Genomic DNA, 16,262 nt, shown 5'->3' on the forward strand with positions numbered 1-16,262 from the left:
GGACGTTTCTGCCGGAGGCGGACAGCAAGACGCCGTTGACCCGGCGGGCGGCCGGGCGTAAACCTGTGAAGAGGGGGAACGCCTGGCCGCACCGAGCAGAATCGCACCGCCATGAAGCAGATCTACAAGCACCGGCTGTCCGACCGCCTCACCCTGCATCCCGGCGAGCCCACCACGGGCCCCCTGACTGCGGAGGAACTGCAACTGGCGGCACGAAACCATTCGATGCCGCTCGAAGCCCTCCGCCATAACCTCACTCCCCCGGGCCTGCACTATGTGCTCACGCACTTCGACATCCCGGACACCGCGGCGGCGGGCTGGCACCTGCAGATCAAGGGCGCCGTAAAGCAATGCCTGGAGCTGAGCCTCGCAGCGCTGAAACGGGATCCTGCCATTACTGTGCCCGTCACCCTCGAGTGCGCGGGCAACGGCCGCTCACTGCTCAAGCCCAGGCCGCTCAGCCAGCCCTGGGTCCTCGAAGCGGTAGGGACGGCCGAATGGACCGGCGTGCCGCTGGCCTACCTGCTCGCGAAGGCAGGGGTCCTGCCGGGTGCGGTGGAGGTGGTGTTCACCGGAGCCGACGCCGGCATCCAGGGCGGCGTCCCGCAACAGTACGCGCGCAGCCTCCCGATCCGCGAGGCGATGCGTCCCGACGTCGTGCTTGCCTACAGGATGAACGGCAGCGACCTTCCGCCGCAGCACGGCTATCCACTGCGGCTGGTGGTCCCTGGCTGGTACGGCATGGCCAGTGTTAAATGGCTGCAGTCGATCGACGTGGTGACTGTCCCGTTCGGGGGTTACCAGCAGGCAGTCGCGTACCAGTACCAGGAGACCGCGCACGACGCCGGTGTGCCGGTTTCGCGGATCCGGATCCGTTCGCTGATGGTCCCCCCGGGCATCCCGGACTTCTTCGAACGCAAGCGCGTCCTGCCGCACGGGCCCGTGATGCTGCAGGGCAGGGCCTGGTCCGGACAGGGTGCGGTGACCGGAGTTGAGGTGGGGATTGACGGGCAGTGGATTCCGGCGCACCTGGAGAAGCCGGCCGGGCCGTTTGCCTGGTGTAAATGGACGCTGCCGTGGGTGGCGGATCCAGGCCAACACGAACTCGCCTGCCGGGCTACCGACAGCACCGGCGCCAGCCAGCCCCTGGCGCAGAACTGGAATTACCAGGGGATGGGCAACAACATGGTTCAGCGGGTGAGGGTCACGGTGGAATAACCTCCGCTCCGGAGTCCAGCCGCGTCAGCAGCCTTCGAAGTCGGTGAGGACTTTGACCTTGTCCGCCGAGGCCGATGCGGGATCAAAGGTGTAGCCGATCCATTCCTTCGCCAGCCTGCTGGCCAGTTCCACACCGACCACCCGCTGCCCCATGGTGAGCACCTGGCAGTCGTTGGACAGGACCGAGCGCTCCACGGAGAAGGAGTCATGGGCCGTGGTGGCGCGGATTCCGTCCACCTTGTTGGCAGCGATGGCCACCCCGATACCCGTGCCGCAGAACAGGATGGCCCGGTCCGCCTTACCGTCACGGATCATCTCGCCCGCGGCGATGCCCACATAGGGGTAGGGCCTGACGAAGTCCGCCGGGGCGTCGGTCCGGTTGACCCCGATGTCGATGATTTCGCTGATCCTTGGATCGGCCTGCAGGTCGGCCAGGATGCGGTTTTTGTAGTCGACGCCGGCTTCGTCGGCGCCCAGGACCAGACGCAGCCCGGCCTTCCCTGCCGCGGGGGGTGCTGCCGTTGTGCGTGCTGCTGTGGTGGTCATGAGAGTGCTCCTGCCGGCTGGCTGTTGGTGGTTGCGGCGGCGGGATGCCCGGACGCGGCCAGGAACGGTCCCATCACGGTGAAGATCATCGCCAGGGAGGTAGCCCCGGGATCCGGTGTGCCCACGCTCTTTTCCGCGAGCGGCCGCGCCCGCCCCTTCAGGGGGCGCAGCGATGCTGTGGCCCCGGCCGCCGCTGTTGCTTCAAGGGCCGCTGCGTCCCACGCCCGGCCCGGCTCCGCGCCTTCGGTTGCCAGGCGGGTGAGGGTTTGTGTGAACGGCACCAGGGCATCCACCATGGTTTTGTCGCCGGGCTCTGCCTTGCCGAGACCGGTGATCCTGTCTGAAAAGGCACGCACGCCGGCCGCCAGTTCCTCGGCGTCAGGGCTCTGCCGGTCACCCAGCGACTCCCCGAACGCCCGCAACCCCGCGCCCCAAAGGACGCCGGAGGTGCCGCCGGCCTTGTCCGCCCACGCGTCACCCGCGGCGATCAGGACCGAACCGGCCCCGGCGCCTTGCCCGGCCGCGGCTGACGCGGCGGAGGTTGCGGCGTCGATCCCGCGGACCATTCCGCGGCCGTGGTCGCCGTCGCCGGCGATGGCGTCCATGTCCCCTAGCCGCGTTTCGGCGCCGTGCAGGCAGTCACGGGCGGCGTCAAGCGCCGAAACGCAACGGACGGCGTACTCACGCGAATCCTCCGTGGCCTCGAAGGCGGCCGGTTCGCCGGCGTCGTCGGACGTTTCCTCACGCGACGCATCACCGGACTGAATGGCAGCATTTCCCCGGCGGTACGCGGGTGTCTCGGCCGGTGCGGTCCAGAGCGGCTCCAGTTCGTCATCCAGCCACGTGATGGTGAGGGACACACCGGACATGTCCAGGCTGGTGACCAGCTCGCCCACCTCGGGCATGACCAGCGTGTAGCCTGCCTCCCGGAGCAGCGGAGCCACCGTCAGCCAAAGGACAAAAAGTTCCTCATGCTTGGTGGAGCCAAGTCCGTTGAGGATGACGGCGAGCCGGTCACCGGCGCCTTCCGGCGTTTCCGCCAGCAGTCGGGTGACGAACTCCTGGCCGAGTTCCTTGGCGGACGGCAGGTCGGTGTCGAACAGGCCCGGCTCGCCGTGGATTCCCAGTCCGAGGCCCATCTGCTTGTCCTTGAGCGCGAACAGCGGTGCGTCCGCGCCGGGGAAGGTGCAGCCGTGGAAGGCGCTGCCGATGGTGCGGGTCAGGCTGTTGGCCTTCCGGCCCAGCCGGACAACGTCCGCCAGGTCCGCGCCGGCTTCGGCTGCGGCTCCCATGATTTTGAAGACCGTGAAGTCACCTGCGATGCCGCGGCGCTTTTCTGATTCCGACGGCGGTGCGCTGGCGATGTCGTCCGTGACCAGGACATTTTCAACCCGGATTCCGTCGGCGGCGAGGCGTTCGCTGGCCATGCCGAAGTTCATCACGTCGCCGGCGTAGTTGCCGTAGGTGAACACGACGCCGGCGCCCGACTCCGCGGCCTTGGCCACTGCGTAGGCCTGCTGGGCGGAAGGCGAGGTGAAGATGTTGCCCACCACGGCGCCGTCGGCCAGTCCGGGCCCGATCAGCCCGGCGAACGCGGGATAGTGCCCGGACCCGCCACCGGCGAGGACCGCCACTTTTGCCTTGGCCGGACGGTGGCGCCGCACTGCGCCGCCGGGGACCTGGCGGACAAGGCCGGAGTGGATGTCGCAGAACCCGGCAAGGGCTTCTTCCGCGAACTCGGACGGATCGTTGAAAATCTTGGTCATGGTGGGCTCTCTGACGTGGACTTGGTCTTCGGGGCGGGCTGCTAGTGGATGTGGCTTCCGCCGTTGATGTCGATGGTGGTGCCGGTGAGGTACGCGGATTCCTCGGAGGACAGGAAGGTGATGACGGCGGCCACTTCCTCGGTGGTGGCGTTGCGGCCCAGGGGGATGCCGGCGTTGATGGCGGCTTCCTGCTCCTCGGTGCTGCCCACACGGATGTTGGTGTCCACGGCGCCGGGGGTGATGGCGTTGACCGTGACCCCTGCGGTGCCGAGTTCGCGGGCCAGTGCCTTGGTGAAGCCGAGGATGGCGGCCTTCGCGGCGGAGTAGGGGACCTTGCCGAAGACGCCGCCGCCGCGCTGGGCGGAGACGGAGGACATGTTCACGATCCGGCCCCAGCCGTTCTCGATCATGTCCGGCAGGAACGCCTTGGTCACCAGGTAGGTGCCGGTGGCGTTGACGTCCATCACCTTGTGCCAGAGCTCAAGCGTGGTCTCGAGGAACGGGACCGGCGAGGTGATGCCGGCGATGTTGGCAAGGGCGCCCACCGGGGGAAGGATGCCGGCGTCGATTTCCTTCTTGACGGCAGCGTAGGCGGCGGTGACGGAGCCCTCGTTGGCCACGTCGATCTCGTGGCCGAACGCCGGCACGTTGAATTCGTTGCCGATTTCGGCGGCGACCTTGGCGGACTTCTCGCCATCGAGGTCCAGGATCACCACACCCCAGCCCTGGCTGGCGTAGCGGCGGGCGGTGGTGATGCCGATGCCCCGCTCGGAGGTTGCTCCGGTGAGGACGGCGGTGCGCTGGATGGTGGTCATGATGCTCCTTGGATTACTTATGTGGTGGTTCAGAGTGGTGGTCAGATGAGGTCGGTGATGAAGCTTGCCGCTTTGGCTGCGGCGGCGGGGCGTTCGTCGTGGGTGACGTCCCGGGTTTCGAGTTCGAGCGAGAAGTGGCCCGCATAGCCTTGGACGGCGAGGGCGCGGAGCCCGGCGGCGAAGTCCGTCTGCCCGTTGCCGATGCTGAGGTTGATGTTTCCCGGCACGGCGTCCCGCAGGTGGACGTGGGAGATCCGGCCCTGGTGGCGTTCGAGGTACTGCAGCGGGTCTTCGCCGGCGGCAACAATATGGCTGAAGTCCATAACGATGCCGACGCCGGTCCCGGCCAGCCGCCGGGCCAGCAGTTCCGCGCGTTCCAGGTTCCAGCAGAACCGGAGGAAGTGCAGGGATTCGGTCCAGAGCTCGACGCCGAACTCTGCCGCACGCTGTCCGGCGTGGGTCAGCTGGGCGGCGATGAGGTCCAGGTCCTCGTCGGGACTCCGCACCGGGTTGTGGTTTAGTGCGCCGCACGGGAGGACCAGCGCTTTGGCACCGGTGTTACGGGTGAGGGTAAGCAGCGCCTCGAGGTGCCGTTCGCGCGCTTCGCTTGCGCCGGCGTCGAGCACTGCATTGAGGTCGCCGATGTCCCCGTTGACTGAACGGACCCGTAGGCCGGAAGTGGCCACCTCCGCGGTTACCGCGGTAACCGCGGCTGCGTCAAGGTTGTACGGCACGTGGTCGCACACACCCGGGAGGGCCCCGAGGTCGATTTCTTCGAAGCCCAGGCCGCTGATGGTCCGCAGGGCGGCCGGCAGGTCCTGATGCCTGAAGCTGATGGACGAGCAGCCGAGTCGGGAGTTGAACATCGTCGTTGATCCTCTGGATAAGCGGGTGGTGATGTGAATCACTGTAGGTCAATTCATTGTTGACAGTCAACCTCAAACATTGACTGTTGACATTGCGGCATGATGCGGGTCACACTTGGGGCATATCATTTGTTAACAGTCGACAGCGGCGGTGCGGAAGCGTTCCTCGCTCTTCGAAAGGTAAAACAGCTATGAGCAATGAAGCTCTGAAAATGCGCGGCCACGTGCATGGCACCAAGGACGCCAAGCGCGTTGCTATCGGCTCCGGTGTTGGCGCCGTTATTGAGACATATGACTTCATCGGCTTCGGTACGGCCGCTGCCCTGTACTTCGGTACGGCGTTCTTCCCCACCGGCGATCCGGTCACGGGAACCCTTGCCGCCTTCGCCACCCTCGGCGTCGGCTTCGCTGCCCGCCCCATCGGCGGCATCATCGGTGGTCACCTCGGCGACAAGGTGGGCCGCAAGCCCGTCCTGGTAGCCTCCCTGATCCTCATGGGTGTGGCCACCTTCCTCATCGGCCTCCTGCCCACCTACGAGCAGGTTGGCCTGCTGGCTCCGGCCCTTCTGGTCTTCGTCCGAGTGGTCCAGGGCCTGGCCTTCGGCGCTGAATGGGGCGGCGCCATCCTGATGAGCTACGAGCACGCACCCTGGAAGTCCAAGGGTAAGTACACCGGCATCGTCCAGGCCGGCTTCCCCGTCGGCCTGCTCCTGGCGAACCTCGTTTTCCTCGTCAGCGTGAACCTCGGCGGTGAACTCGCCTGGCGCGTCCCGTTCCTGGCCAGCATCGTGCTGGTGGCAGTTGGCCTGATCATCCGCTCAAAGGTCCCCGAGTCCCCCGTATTCGATGAGGTCAAGGACAGCGGCTCGATCGTCAAGAACCCCATCATCGAGGTCATCAAGACCGACTGGCGCAGCATCGTCCGCGGCATCGGCCTGCGCATCGCCGAGACGGCCGGCTACGCCGTCTCCATCACGTACATGATTTCCTACCTGCACACCCAGCAGCTCGCTGACAAGACCCAGACCCTTGTGGCCCTCTGCATCGCGTCCTTCATCGGTATTTTCGCCACCATGGCGTGGGCACGGCTCACGGACAGGATCGGCCGCCGGCCGCTGTACATCTGGTCCACCGCCTTCGCCCTGCTCTTCGGCATCCCGATGTTCCTGCTGGTGAACACCGGCATGTTCATCTTCGTCATCGCCACCATCGTCATCTCCTACGCCGTCTGCCAGAACTCCCTGGCCGGCGCCCAGGGCCCGTGGTTCCCCGAACTGTTCCAGGCCAAGACCCGCTCCTCCGGCGCCTCGCTGGCCTACCAGATCTCCGCCATGGTCTCCGGCTTCACCCCCTTCATCACCACCCTGCTGTTCGTGGCCCTCGGCTGGATGGGCCCGGCCCTGCTCTTCAGCCTCTACGCAGCGATCGGCCTCTGGGCCGCCCTCGTCACCCGGGAAACCTGGGGCAAGCGCGAACGCCAGCTGGCAGATGAGGCCACCAAAAGCACCCCCCAGTCGGTGAACGTCTGATGACTGCCACGCACGAACTGCACACGCCCGAACTCCCGCAGAAGGAACGAATGCCCCAGGAAACTGCTTCAGAACGCCTCGAACGCGTCAGTGCCGCGGCGTACCGGATCCGCCACCACGCCCTGAACATGGGCGAGGTCCAGGGCCAGGGCTACGTGGGCCAGGCCCTCGGCGCCGCGGACATGCTGGCCGTGGTTTACGCGGACCAGCTCCGCTACCGCGCCGAGGATCCAGAATGGGAGGCCCGGGACCGGTTCCTGCTCTCCACCGGCCACTACGCAATCGGCCACTACGCCGCCCTGGCCGAAGCCGGCATCGTCCCCGTCTCCGAACTGGAAACCTACGGATCAGACGACTCCCGCCTCCCGATGTCCGGGATGTCCACCTACACCCCCGGCATGGAAATCTCCGGCGGCTCCCTGGGCCACGGCCTCACCATCGCCGTGGGCATGGCCCTGGGCCTCCGCTACCAGAACTCCGACGCGAGGATCTACAACTTCCTCTCCGACGGCGAACTCGACGAAGGCTCCACCTGGGAAGCGGCCATGGGCGCCCACCACCACCAACTCGGCAACCTCACCGCCATGGTGGACATCAACGCCCTCCAGGCCGACGGCAAAACCGACACCGTGCTCCGCACCGAACCCGTCACCGAAAAATGGGAATCCTTCGGCTGGTACACCCAGCGCGTGGACGGGAACGACGTCGGTGCGTTGCTCGCAGCGTTCGATAACGCAGCTGCCCAAGCCGCCGCCGTCGGCCGTCCCTCCGTGATCCTGTGCGACACGAAGGTGGGACGCGGCGTGACCCTGGTGGAGGAACGCGAAAAGGCGCACTTCATGCGCATCGAAGAACACGAATGGCAGACCTGCCGCGGACAACTCACCGCAGGATACGAAGGAAAGGCTTCAGCATGAGCACCGCAGCCGTCACCAAGCCGAAGCTGAAGACCTCGGCGATGATCGCCTCCTTCGCGGATCCCGGCCAGAAGACCGCGTCCGCACCGTTCGGCCATGCCTTGGTCAAAGCAGCGCAGGAGAACGACAAGATCGTTGGGCTCACTGCGGACCTGGGCAAATACACCGACATGCACATCTTTGCCCAGGCCTACCCGGAGCGGTTCTTCCAGATGGGCATGGCCGAACAGCTGCTCTTCGGTGCCGCCGCCGGCCTCGCCGAAACCGGCCTGGTCCCGTTCGCGTCCACCTACTCCGTGTTCGCGGCCCGCCGGGCCTACGACTTCCTCTGCCTCGATTCCGCCGAGCCGAACCTGAACGTGAACATCGTGGGCGGCCTCCCCGGCCTGACCACCGGCTACGGCCCCAGCCACCAGGCCACCGAGGACATGGCGATCTTCCGCGGCATGCCGAACCTGACCATCGTGGACCCCTGCGACTCGATCGACATCGAACAGGCCGTCCCCCAGCTCGCAGCCTCCGAAGGACCCACCTACCTCCGGCTGCTCCGCGGCAACGTGCCCACCGTCCTGGACGAGTACGGCTACACCTTCGAACTGGGCAAAGCCAAGGTCCTGCGCGGCGGCAACGACGTGCTGTTCATCTCCTCCGGACTGATGACCATGCGCGCCCTGCAGGCGGCCAAGGCCCTGGCCGAGCACAACGTGGACGTCGCGGTGGTCCATACGCCGACGATCAAGCCGTTCGACGCCGAGACCGTCCTGGCTGAAATCAACACCGACCGGCTCGCCGTCACCCTGGAAAACCACAGCGTGATCGGCGGCCTCTTCGAAACCGTCGCCTCCGCCGTTGTCACCGCCGGACTCGGCAATCGCGTCGTGCCGGTGGCACTGCCGGACGAATTCCTCGACGCCGGTGCGCTGCCCACACTGCACGACCGTTACGGACTCACCGTCCAGAAGATCGTGGCGAAGGTACTTGCCGAACTGAAGTAGGACCTATCCAGATCAGAAGCGCGGCGCCGAAACCACCCGGCGTCGCGCTTCTGCCGTACCATCGATTGTTAACAGATCGACTGTAAACAGTCGACCAATGACATTGAGGAAGTATCACCATGGCCGGAGCAACAGCACCGCTGCTGGGACTGCAGAAGAAGAGCCTGCGCGAGCAGGCACTTGCCGCGTTGCGCGCCGCCATCACCAGCGGGGAGCTGGAACCGGGGCGGCACCTTGTGGAAACCGAACTGTCCGAGATGCTCCAGATCAGCCGCGGCACCCTCCGGGAAGCGCTGCGCCAGCTGGAACAGGAAGGCCTGCTCTCAGCCGGACCCAGAGGCCGCCTGTCCGTCCGGCACCTTGATGCCAAGGAAATCCGTGACATTTACTCCGTCCGGGCCGCGCTGGAATCGCTGGCTGCGCGCACCCTCTGCGAACTCCCGGACCGCCAGCACGTCATCAGCTCCCTGAAGACCGCTATTGAAGCCATGGCCGCTGCCGAGAAATCCAGCATGCAGGACCGGGTTGAATCGGACCTGGAATTCCACCGGACCATGTGCCGGCTCACCGGCAACGAGACACTGCTGCATTCCTGGGAGGCCCTGGAGGGGTCCATCCGGATGTCCATCATGTTCGCGGGCCAGGAAAAAGGTGTACGAAACATGAGTGTGGACCGGCACTACGACATCGTGGCAGCGATCGAGACCGGCGACGCCACGTTGGCCCGGAATACGATCCGCGAACACATGGACACTGCTGCCGCGAACCTGGTGGCGTAGGGCGGGCGGGCTTTAGTCGCCGCCCCAACCAAAGCCCGTATACTCGGTGCCAGCCATGACCAGCCTTCCCGCCTCCCCCGCCAGCGTCCGTCTCGACGCGTGGCTGTGGGCGATCCGCGCGTACAAAACCCGTTCCGCAGCCACGGCCGCGTGCCGGGCCGGGCACGTGCGGCTTAACGGCAGCCCTGCGAAGGCATCGGCCACGCTTGTCACCGGCGAGACCGTCACCATTCGCATGTCCGGCTTTGAACGCATCCTCGAGGTCCGCCGCCTGATCGCCAAACGCGTGGGGGCGGAGGCGGCATCGCACTGCTTCACCGACCACACCCCGCCCAGGCCCGTGGCGCCGGCACTGGGTCTCCCGCAGCGGGACCGTGGCGCGGGACGGCCCACCAAAAAGGACCGGCGGGAGATGGAACGGCTCAAAGGTTCTTAGGCGAGGGCTAGTTTTTGGATTTCGCCTGCACAAGGTTCGCGAACGGTAGCTTGCCGTGGTCCGCAACGAAGGCTGCGTGATACGCGGCCTCGGCCTGGCTTACTTCCTCCGCGGGGAGTTCCTTCCACGCGAGGATCAGCTCGTCCGCGTGGGTCAGCTGCCAGATCAGCCGGCTGTCCCAATGGCCCGGTGGCAGGCCGCGCCCGAAGTCCAGGAACTCCTTGATCTGGATGCGGAGGCCGCGGTTGCCTTTGCTGCCTGGCCCCGCTTTGCCGATGTAGAGAATGTCAGCGCCGTCCACCCATTCAGTCCAGATAGCGTCCGCCGGCAGGGTGGGGATCTTCTTTTTGAAGACCCCTGCGGTGCTTCTCTTGAGGAAGTGCGGCTCGAACTCGTTGGGCCGCAGGACGGCGAAAAGGCCGGGGCCCTGGGGAACCCTGATGATCTCCAGGCTGTCGAACGGCCTGAACCCAACAAAGCCGTCAGACTTGAGCGTTTTCCTGTTCATCCTGACGACGTTACCCGGCCCCGCCCGGCGCGGGTGCAGGAATCAGCACTGCGCACCCAAACGTCCAAAAGCGTAGAGTGGGTTAAGACGCCTGATTCTGGACGCCGTGCTGCTGAGGGAGAGATCGTGACGATTGACTGGGACGAAAAAAAGGCCCTGCTACAGGAACCAAACATCGCGGCTGTAACGCAGCTCTGCGATGAACTCATGGAAAAGAAGCCAGGGTCCGTCGTCCCGTACATCGACCCCGTGCATGACGAGGACGAATGCCGGATCGTCAGCCTCCATGTGAGCCCCGGCAAGGGCACTGAATCGGGGTTTGTCTCCCACTTCAACGATGACGAGGCAGCCCGCCGCGCCACCCAGATCTACGAACTCGCGGAACTCGATCCGCGGTACGTCATGCCGTGGAACGCCTACCCGTGGGTCCGCGATCCGGAACTGCCCTCGGCCCTGAACGTCCAGGAAAAAACCGATGGCCTGCGTCCGTTCCGGCAGTTCCTGAAAATCAACCGCCGCGTCTCCGCAGTCATTGCGCACGGCACGGATGCGTCCACGTTCCTCACCCTGTTCGAGAAGACCTACCACTCTTCACTGAAGAACAGCGGCATCAAGATCTATAAGGCCAGCGCGCTCGGCGGGCGGGCCTTTGCTGTTTCCGAAGCGAAACAGGAGGATCTGCTGGCCAAGAGCGTGGAAGTATACAAGGACGCCATGCAGCGGGCGGGCATCCAGCACCTTTAGTTCCCGGGAACGCACCGCGACGGGACTCCCCTCTGTGGCGCCGCCCGCCGCGGTGCTAGGTTGGGCGAATGGACGTGCTCGACTGGCTTCTGGACTCCGATCCCGCGATCCGCTGGCAGGTCCTGCGCGACCTTACCGGGGCTCCGGCTGAAGAGATCCGGGCCGAGCGGAGCCGCATTGCCACTCATGGCTGGGGCGCCCGGCTGCTTCAGCTCCAGGGCCCCGACGGACAATGGGACGGCGGTACCTACTGGCCGGCGCAGGACGACGATCCGGACAGCCAGCCTTGGACCGCCACAACCTACAGCCTGCTGCTCCTGCGGGATTTCGGGCTGGACCCCGGCAGCAGGGAGGCCCGGCACGCGATCACCCTGGTGCGGGACAACAGCCGCTGGGAAGAAGGCAACCAGCCGTTCTTCGAGGGTGAAACCGAACCCTGCATCAACGGCATGACCGTGGCACTCGGGGCGTATTTCGGCGAAAACGTTGACTCCGTGGTGGAGAGGCTGTGCCGGGAACAGCTCGACGACGGGGGCTGGAACTGTGAGGCGGAAAGAGGATCCACCCGATCCTCTTTCCACACAACCATCTGTGTCCTGGAGGGCCTCCTGGAACACGACCGTTCCACCGGCGGGAACTCCCGGTCGCGGGACGTACGCCGCGCCGGAGAAGAATTCCTTCTGGACCGCAGCTTGCTGCGGCGAAAGTCCTCCGGCGAGCTGATCAGCCCCGACTGGCTGCAGTTCTCCTACCCCACCCGTTGGTTCTACGACGTGCTCCGCGGCCTGGACTACTTCCGCGCCACGGGATGCAGCCCGGACGAACGCCTGCGGGAAGCAGCGGAGGTGGTGCGGTCCAAGCAGCAGTCCGACGGCACCTGGCTGCTGGAGAACACCCATCCGGGCAAGGTCCACTTCGCCGTGGACGACGGCGACGGGCAACCAAGCCGGTGGAATACCCTCCGCGCCCTGCGTGTCCTCAAGTGGCACGACGGTTTGTGATGGCCCTCCCCCGTTCAGCCCTCCAGCAGCCTCCGGCGGTGTTTCAGTTCCTTGACCCAGGCCCTGGTGACCATGTCCGGAAAGGGTGAGCCGCCGCCGTCGTTCCTTCCCGCACTTGGCGCACTTGGCGCGGCGGCGAAGGCGGTACCGGCGTCCAGATCGGCGATCAGCGGGCCTGATGCCTTCAGGGCGAGCTCGATCACCTGCGTGGCGGTGCGGTCCGTGAGCCCAAGGTCTTTGGCCCAGGCCAGGAAGTGCCGGCGCGAGATGCCGCTCCGCTTTCCGTTCAACGTCAACGCCAGGGTTTTGTCGCCGTAGACCACTGTGGAGGGAATGTCGTACACGGGGGCGATGGTCCACTCCCCGTGCGGCAGCTGGACCATGGAGACGTTTTTGGCATGCAGGTCCCCGTTGCCGCTTAGCCACGCGAATGCCCCCTGGATGGCGAGGTTGCGGAGCGCGGGGAGCGGTGCAGAACAGTGATCGGCCAGCGCCCGGCACACCGTCCCGTACCCCACGTTGTACTTGTCTGCCGGGTACAGCTTCAGCACTTGAGCGCCGTCCTCCACCGCCAGCCGCTGGACCTCGTTGGCCCCTCCGCCGGGAACGGGGATCCGGTCAAACCGCTCCACCAACAGCCCTGGCCGGCCCGCTACGTCCCGGATCACCTGCACAGGGCTCACGGGGATGCGCAGTTTGGCCGCATACCGGAACATCACCAGCTCGTTCTCCACCACGTGCGGGAACTCGGGCGCGTTGAGCTTGAGGATGTAGCGCTTGCCGGCCCTGGCCACGGGGAGCGAGATCATGCCGGCGGACAACTTGTCCTGCACGCCGGCGAGGGCCACGGGATCGATCAGGTCCGGGTCCCCCAGCAGCTGGTCGAAGTCCATGGGCAGCTTCGGGTCCAGTTCGACGGCGTGCTCGTCCGGGTCCAGCGGTTCGCCGTGACCCACGATCTGTACGTCGCCCACCGGGTTTCCGCCGGCGGCGATGAGCAGGGACAGGTCGTCGTCGGCGCTGGTCTTGATGGAGCGCCGCAGCGCATTGAGCCGGCGGCCCTCCGGCAGCAGCCCGGTGAAATACGGCGGCGCCGCACCTGCCGCTGAGAGCACCGGCTCGCTGGTGAGCGGCAGGGAACTGGCGACGGCGGGCCCCCCGCTTTGGAGGTAGGCCGGCAGGTAGCTGAATCGGGTGCCGCCGTCGTGCCGTTCCAGCCTCGCGGCCAGAACGCCCGCCTTGTAGATGTCGGCGACGCGGTGCTTCATGGCTGTGTTTCTTTGACGCTGCCTGCGGCAGCCGCGGGGCTGCCGGGAGTGAGCACTGCCTGGCTGGTTCTGGTGGCGAGCCGGAGTTCGAGGCCCAAGGTCTCCAGGACCGCAGTCAGCGAATCCAGCTGCACACTCGGCTTGCCCTGTTCAACGAACCGGACAAAGCGTTCGGAGACTCCGGCCATATCGGCAAGATCCCGCTGGGTGAGGCCCAGCTGCCCGCGCCGCGAGCGGACCTCAGCGGCCAGGAGGCCCGCGAGTTGATCAGCCATGACTCTCCCATAGGTACGATCGTGCCGTTTCTGTGCTCACCGAGAGTCTACGCCGATGGCGAATGAAGCAAAAGACTTAGAACGGTACGAACGTACCGCTCAAGCATCGCTTTCACTGACAGCTTGCAACATCTTGAGCAAATCTTGACGATTCCTTGTCCCGCAGCGTCCAGCATGTTGGGAGGAAACTTTCAGGTTCAACCAACGTTGCCCGTAGCCTTCCACTCCGATCGCCTGTTTCAGAAAAGAGTTTTGAATGAAGAAACTACTCGTCGCACCAGTCGCCGCGGCTGCGCTGGTGGCGGGCTCAGTGGTCGTCGCGTCTGCAGCGAATGCAGATTCCGGAACCGTGGTCCGGGTCATCGATGGTGACACCTTGGTGGTGTCGATAAATAACGGGGACCACACGATTCGGCTGCTCAATATAGACACCCCGGAGACGAAGGACCCCGCCCAGCCTGTCGAGTGCCTCGGCCCGCAGGCCACGGAATACTTGGAGGGCCTGCTGCCAAAAGGCACGCAGGTCAGGCTCGAGTTCGACGCCAAGCGCCACGACAAATACGGCCGGACTCTCGCTGGGGTTTTTGCGCCTGACGGATCACTTGTCAACGCCAACATAGCCCGGGAAGGTCTGGGCATCCCCGTGCAGTTCGACGGCAACATTAAGTTCCTGCCGCCGGTCGAAGCGGCGTACGCGGAGGCCAGGGCGGCCAAGAGCGGACTCTTTTCCGATCAGGTCGACTGCACGATACCTGCCCGGCTTGCGCAGACGACAGAGGCGCTCGAGGCCGTGGCAACAGCCGAGCCCGCAGCCACGTCAGCTAATGCCGGCGCGGCTGCGGCAGCACTAGTCACGCAACTGGCGGCCGCAAAGGCCCTCAGAGCAGTTATCGCCGCAGGCAAGGACGCCCAGAGGGCAATCTACTGGGCCGGCCTGACCGCCACCGTCACCGCGGCGTACCTTTCGACGCTGGATAGCAAGGTTTCAGCCGCAGAGAAGAAGCGGGACGAAACGGTGACGCTGCAAGGCACCCTCGCCGCAGCGGAGAAGAAGGCCCACGAGGACCGCCTGGCCGCAGAAGCGCAGGCTGCAGCAGAAAAGAAAGCTGCAGAGGAACGTGCGGCGGCTGAAAAGAAGGCGGCGGACGACGCGGCAGCAGCTGAAGCGGCCCGTCAGGCCGAAGCCGAGCGCCTGCGCGGGCTGCCGGCACCCGCACCCTACATCCCGCCGGCACCTCAACCGTACATTCCGCCCGCTCCCGCCCCTTATGTACCACCGGCCACGAAGTACACGGGCCCGCGCTGCTACGCACCGGGCGGGAAGAGCTGGCGACCCTGTTAGCGATAAGGGGATGGCAGCGGGTCACCAGTGCGTTGGGGGCCCGCTGTTTTCATCAGAGCCGGTGAGGAGCCGAAGGTGCCCACTTAGAATGCCGGCACGCGGCGGGCACCTCAGGGAATGAAAGCTCCTTGAGCTTTGGATGTCTTGTGGAGTGATAGGAAGTAGACACGCACTCATCAAACCCTAGGTGGAATATCCCGTGGAAAACGCGGAAGAGGAACTGGCCAACCGCGGCATCACAATCACGCAGGGCAGGTGGCTAAACACCGATTTCGCCGGATACAGAGACGCATCAGCCAGATCAGCCGTGGGGAGCGCGATCGTTAAAGTGCCGGCCATATCCGGCAAGGCGATCGCCTTTCTTGCAGCATTCGTGGCTTTTGTCTTCCTGGTCCCCTTTCTACTTTCCCCTTTATTGGGATATGACGACGTTCCCATTCATATGTTGCGCTCCTTCGTGATGCTGATAGCGGCGCTTATGGTCTGGAGCGGGAGCCGGATATTCGTCATCCTCGGCGCTGCAGGATCCGCCCTGTTTGCGGTTGGCTCCCTGGCATCGTTGTTCGGCACGGGCGCCGGCGCCGGCGCCGGGGGCGTGATTGGGCTCGGCACTCTCGCTGCCGCATTTGCGGTGGCTTTGTTCGGAGCCCCGCTCTTTAGAAGAACTGAGGTTGCGGCTTCCAACAGCCAGTATGTCTACGGGACACAACCAACCGAATGGGGCCGCGGTTCCGGTGATTCGAGTCGCAGCGGCATATGGGTGATGGGCCTGCTTTTGAATAGGCTCGTCAGGATTCCCGGCATCTACGTATTCCACGGGTTGAAGTCGCCCGGAGCCAAGAGGATCGGCGTGGAGCACGCGGTAACCCACGGAAACAGTGTCTATTTGATCGACTCATGGATTGACCTGCCCGCGCATTACAGCTGGCACCCGAACAGGAAAGGGCTCGCGGTCTCTTCCAAAGGCGATGACGGTCACCGGCACACCAAAATCGCTGATGCCGCAGACCACTACCGCTCAGCTCTGGGCCCCGGCGTCAACGTTGTCCCCATCATTGCCATCGCCTCCGGAGCAGCGACCATCGGACCCGAGAGATGGTCGCCACGCGGCGTCGGTCTCTTTACGGCTGATGAGATCCTGACGTTTATCGGAGATGGCGCAGTGGGAAGCCTGCCAGCGTTCCAAGACCGCCCTGAGGTTCGCGAAACCATCGCCTCCACAGTCGAAACCTACGGGTGAACAACCGTCCCAGACCG

17 protein-coding genes are annotated in these 16,262 nt (G+C 65.3%); 10 read left to right on the forward strand and 7 right to left on the reverse strand.

Annotated elements, in window-relative coordinates; genetic code table 11:
• Positions 1–111 precede the first annotated feature (111 nt).
• Positions 112–1,218, forward strand: a complete 1,107-nt coding sequence (locus tag IDT60_RS19265) for a sulfite oxidase (protein WP_191080279.1) — start codon at positions 112–114, stop codon at positions 1,216–1,218.
• A gap of 24 nt (positions 1,219–1,242) precedes the next feature.
• On the opposite strand, the gene IDT60_RS19270 is transcribed toward IDT60_RS19265, so the two are convergent.
• From IDT60_RS19270 to IDT60_RS19285, 4 genes are read right to left on the reverse strand one after another with little or no spacing between them, the layout of a single operon-like run.
• On the reverse strand, positions 1,243–1,764 hold the full coding sequence (locus tag IDT60_RS19270; RefSeq protein WP_167525097.1) for an RpiB/LacA/LacB family sugar-phosphate isomerase: 522 nt from the start codon (positions 1,762–1,764) through the stop codon (positions 1,243–1,245).
• Positions 1,761–3,530 (reverse strand): dihydroxyacetone kinase family protein, encoded by a 1,770-nt coding sequence (locus IDT60_RS19275; RefSeq protein WP_191080280.1) that lies wholly within the window; start codon positions 3,528–3,530, stop codon positions 1,761–1,763. The genes IDT60_RS19270 and IDT60_RS19275 overlap by 4 nt, the downstream gene beginning before the upstream one ends.
• 41 nt (positions 3,531–3,571) lie before the next feature.
• Entirely contained in the window at positions 3,572–4,345 is a 774-nt protein-coding gene (locus tag IDT60_RS19280) for an SDR family NAD(P)-dependent oxidoreductase (RefSeq protein ID WP_191080281.1), read from the reverse strand.
• A gap of 41 nt (positions 4,346–4,386) precedes the next feature.
• Entirely contained in the window at positions 4,387–5,211 is an 825-nt protein-coding gene (locus tag IDT60_RS19285; RefSeq protein WP_191080282.1) for a sugar phosphate isomerase/epimerase, read from the reverse strand.
• Between the two features lie 191 nt (positions 5,212–5,402).
• On the opposite strand from IDT60_RS19285, the gene IDT60_RS19290 reads away from it, so the two are divergent.
• The 5 genes from IDT60_RS19290 to IDT60_RS19310 all read left to right on the forward strand — a co-directional run bounded on the left by IDT60_RS19290 (position 5,403) and on the right by IDT60_RS19310 (position 9,867).
• The gene (locus IDT60_RS19290) at positions 5,403–6,740 is read left to right on the forward strand and encodes an MFS transporter (protein ID WP_191080283.1); all 1,338 of its coding nucleotides are present in this window, start codon (positions 5,403–5,405) and stop codon (positions 6,738–6,740) included.
• A gap of 50 nt (positions 6,741–6,790) precedes the next feature.
• Positions 6,791–7,657 carry a transketolase gene (locus tag IDT60_RS19295; RefSeq protein WP_191082030.1) on the forward strand — a complete coding sequence of 289 codons (867 nt, stop codon included), beginning with the start codon at positions 6,791–6,793 and terminating at the stop codon, positions 7,655–7,657.
• Positions 7,654–8,652, forward strand: a complete 999-nt coding sequence (locus tag IDT60_RS19300) for a transketolase family protein (RefSeq protein ID WP_191080284.1) — start codon at positions 7,654–7,656, stop codon at positions 8,650–8,652. Before IDT60_RS19295 ends, IDT60_RS19300 begins: the two co-directional genes overlap by 4 nt.
• 119 nt (positions 8,653–8,771) lie before the next feature.
• Positions 8,772–9,431 (forward strand): GntR family transcriptional regulator, encoded by a 660-nt coding sequence (locus IDT60_RS19305; RefSeq protein ID WP_191080285.1) that lies wholly within the window; start codon positions 8,772–8,774, stop codon positions 9,429–9,431.
• Between the two features lie 55 nt (positions 9,432–9,486).
• Positions 9,487–9,867, forward strand: coding sequence for an RNA-binding S4 domain-containing protein (locus tag IDT60_RS19310; protein ID WP_164204101.1), 381 nt, complete (start codon positions 9,487–9,489; stop codon positions 9,865–9,867).
• 7 nt (positions 9,868–9,874) lie between these two features.
• On the opposite strand, the gene IDT60_RS19315 is transcribed toward IDT60_RS19310, so the two are convergent.
• Complete coding sequence (locus IDT60_RS19315; RefSeq protein WP_191080286.1) at positions 9,875–10,375, reverse strand: hypothetical protein; 501 nt, start codon at positions 10,373–10,375, stop codon at positions 9,875–9,877.
• A 126-nt stretch (positions 10,376–10,501) separates the two neighbouring features.
• Between IDT60_RS19315 and IDT60_RS19320 the strand changes: the two genes are divergently transcribed.
• Both IDT60_RS19320 and IDT60_RS19325 read left to right on the forward strand, forming a co-directional pair.
• Complete coding sequence (locus IDT60_RS19320) at positions 10,502–11,119, forward strand: uracil-DNA glycosylase (protein WP_164204097.1); 618 nt, start codon at positions 10,502–10,504, stop codon at positions 11,117–11,119.
• 68 nt (positions 11,120–11,187) lie between these two features.
• Complete coding sequence (locus tag IDT60_RS19325) at positions 11,188–12,120, forward strand: hypothetical protein (protein ID WP_191080287.1); 933 nt, start codon at positions 11,188–11,190, stop codon at positions 12,118–12,120.
• 14 nt (positions 12,121–12,134) lie between these two features.
• Here the strand turns inward: IDT60_RS19325 and IDT60_RS19330 are convergent, their stop codons facing one another.
• Both IDT60_RS19330 and IDT60_RS19335 read right to left on the reverse strand, forming a co-directional pair.
• Complete coding sequence (locus IDT60_RS19330; protein WP_191080288.1) at positions 12,135–13,388, reverse strand: type II toxin-antitoxin system HipA family toxin; 1,254 nt, start codon at positions 13,386–13,388, stop codon at positions 12,135–12,137.
• Positions 13,385–13,663 (reverse strand): helix-turn-helix transcriptional regulator, encoded by a 279-nt coding sequence (locus tag IDT60_RS19335; protein WP_191080289.1) that lies wholly within the window; start codon positions 13,661–13,663, stop codon positions 13,385–13,387. The genes IDT60_RS19330 and IDT60_RS19335 overlap by 4 nt, the downstream gene beginning before the upstream one ends.
• A 256-nt stretch (positions 13,664–13,919) precedes the next feature.
• On the opposite strand from IDT60_RS19335, the gene IDT60_RS19340 reads away from it, so the two are divergent.
• Positions 13,920–15,005: a thermonuclease family protein gene (locus IDT60_RS19340; RefSeq protein WP_191080290.1), complete on the forward strand. Its 1,086-nt coding sequence runs from the start codon at positions 13,920–13,922 to the stop codon at positions 15,003–15,005.
• 199 nt (positions 15,006–15,204) lie between these two features.
• Positions 15,205–16,245, forward strand: a complete 1,041-nt coding sequence (locus IDT60_RS19345) for a hypothetical protein (RefSeq protein ID WP_191080291.1) — start codon at positions 15,205–15,207, stop codon at positions 16,243–16,245.
• The last annotated feature ends 17 nt before the right edge of the window (positions 16,246–16,262 follow it).

It is taken from the genome of Pseudarthrobacter sp. BIM B-2242 (assembly GCF_014764445.1).
GTDB lineage: Bacteria > Actinomycetota > Actinomycetes > Actinomycetales > Micrococcaceae > Arthrobacter > Arthrobacter luteus_A.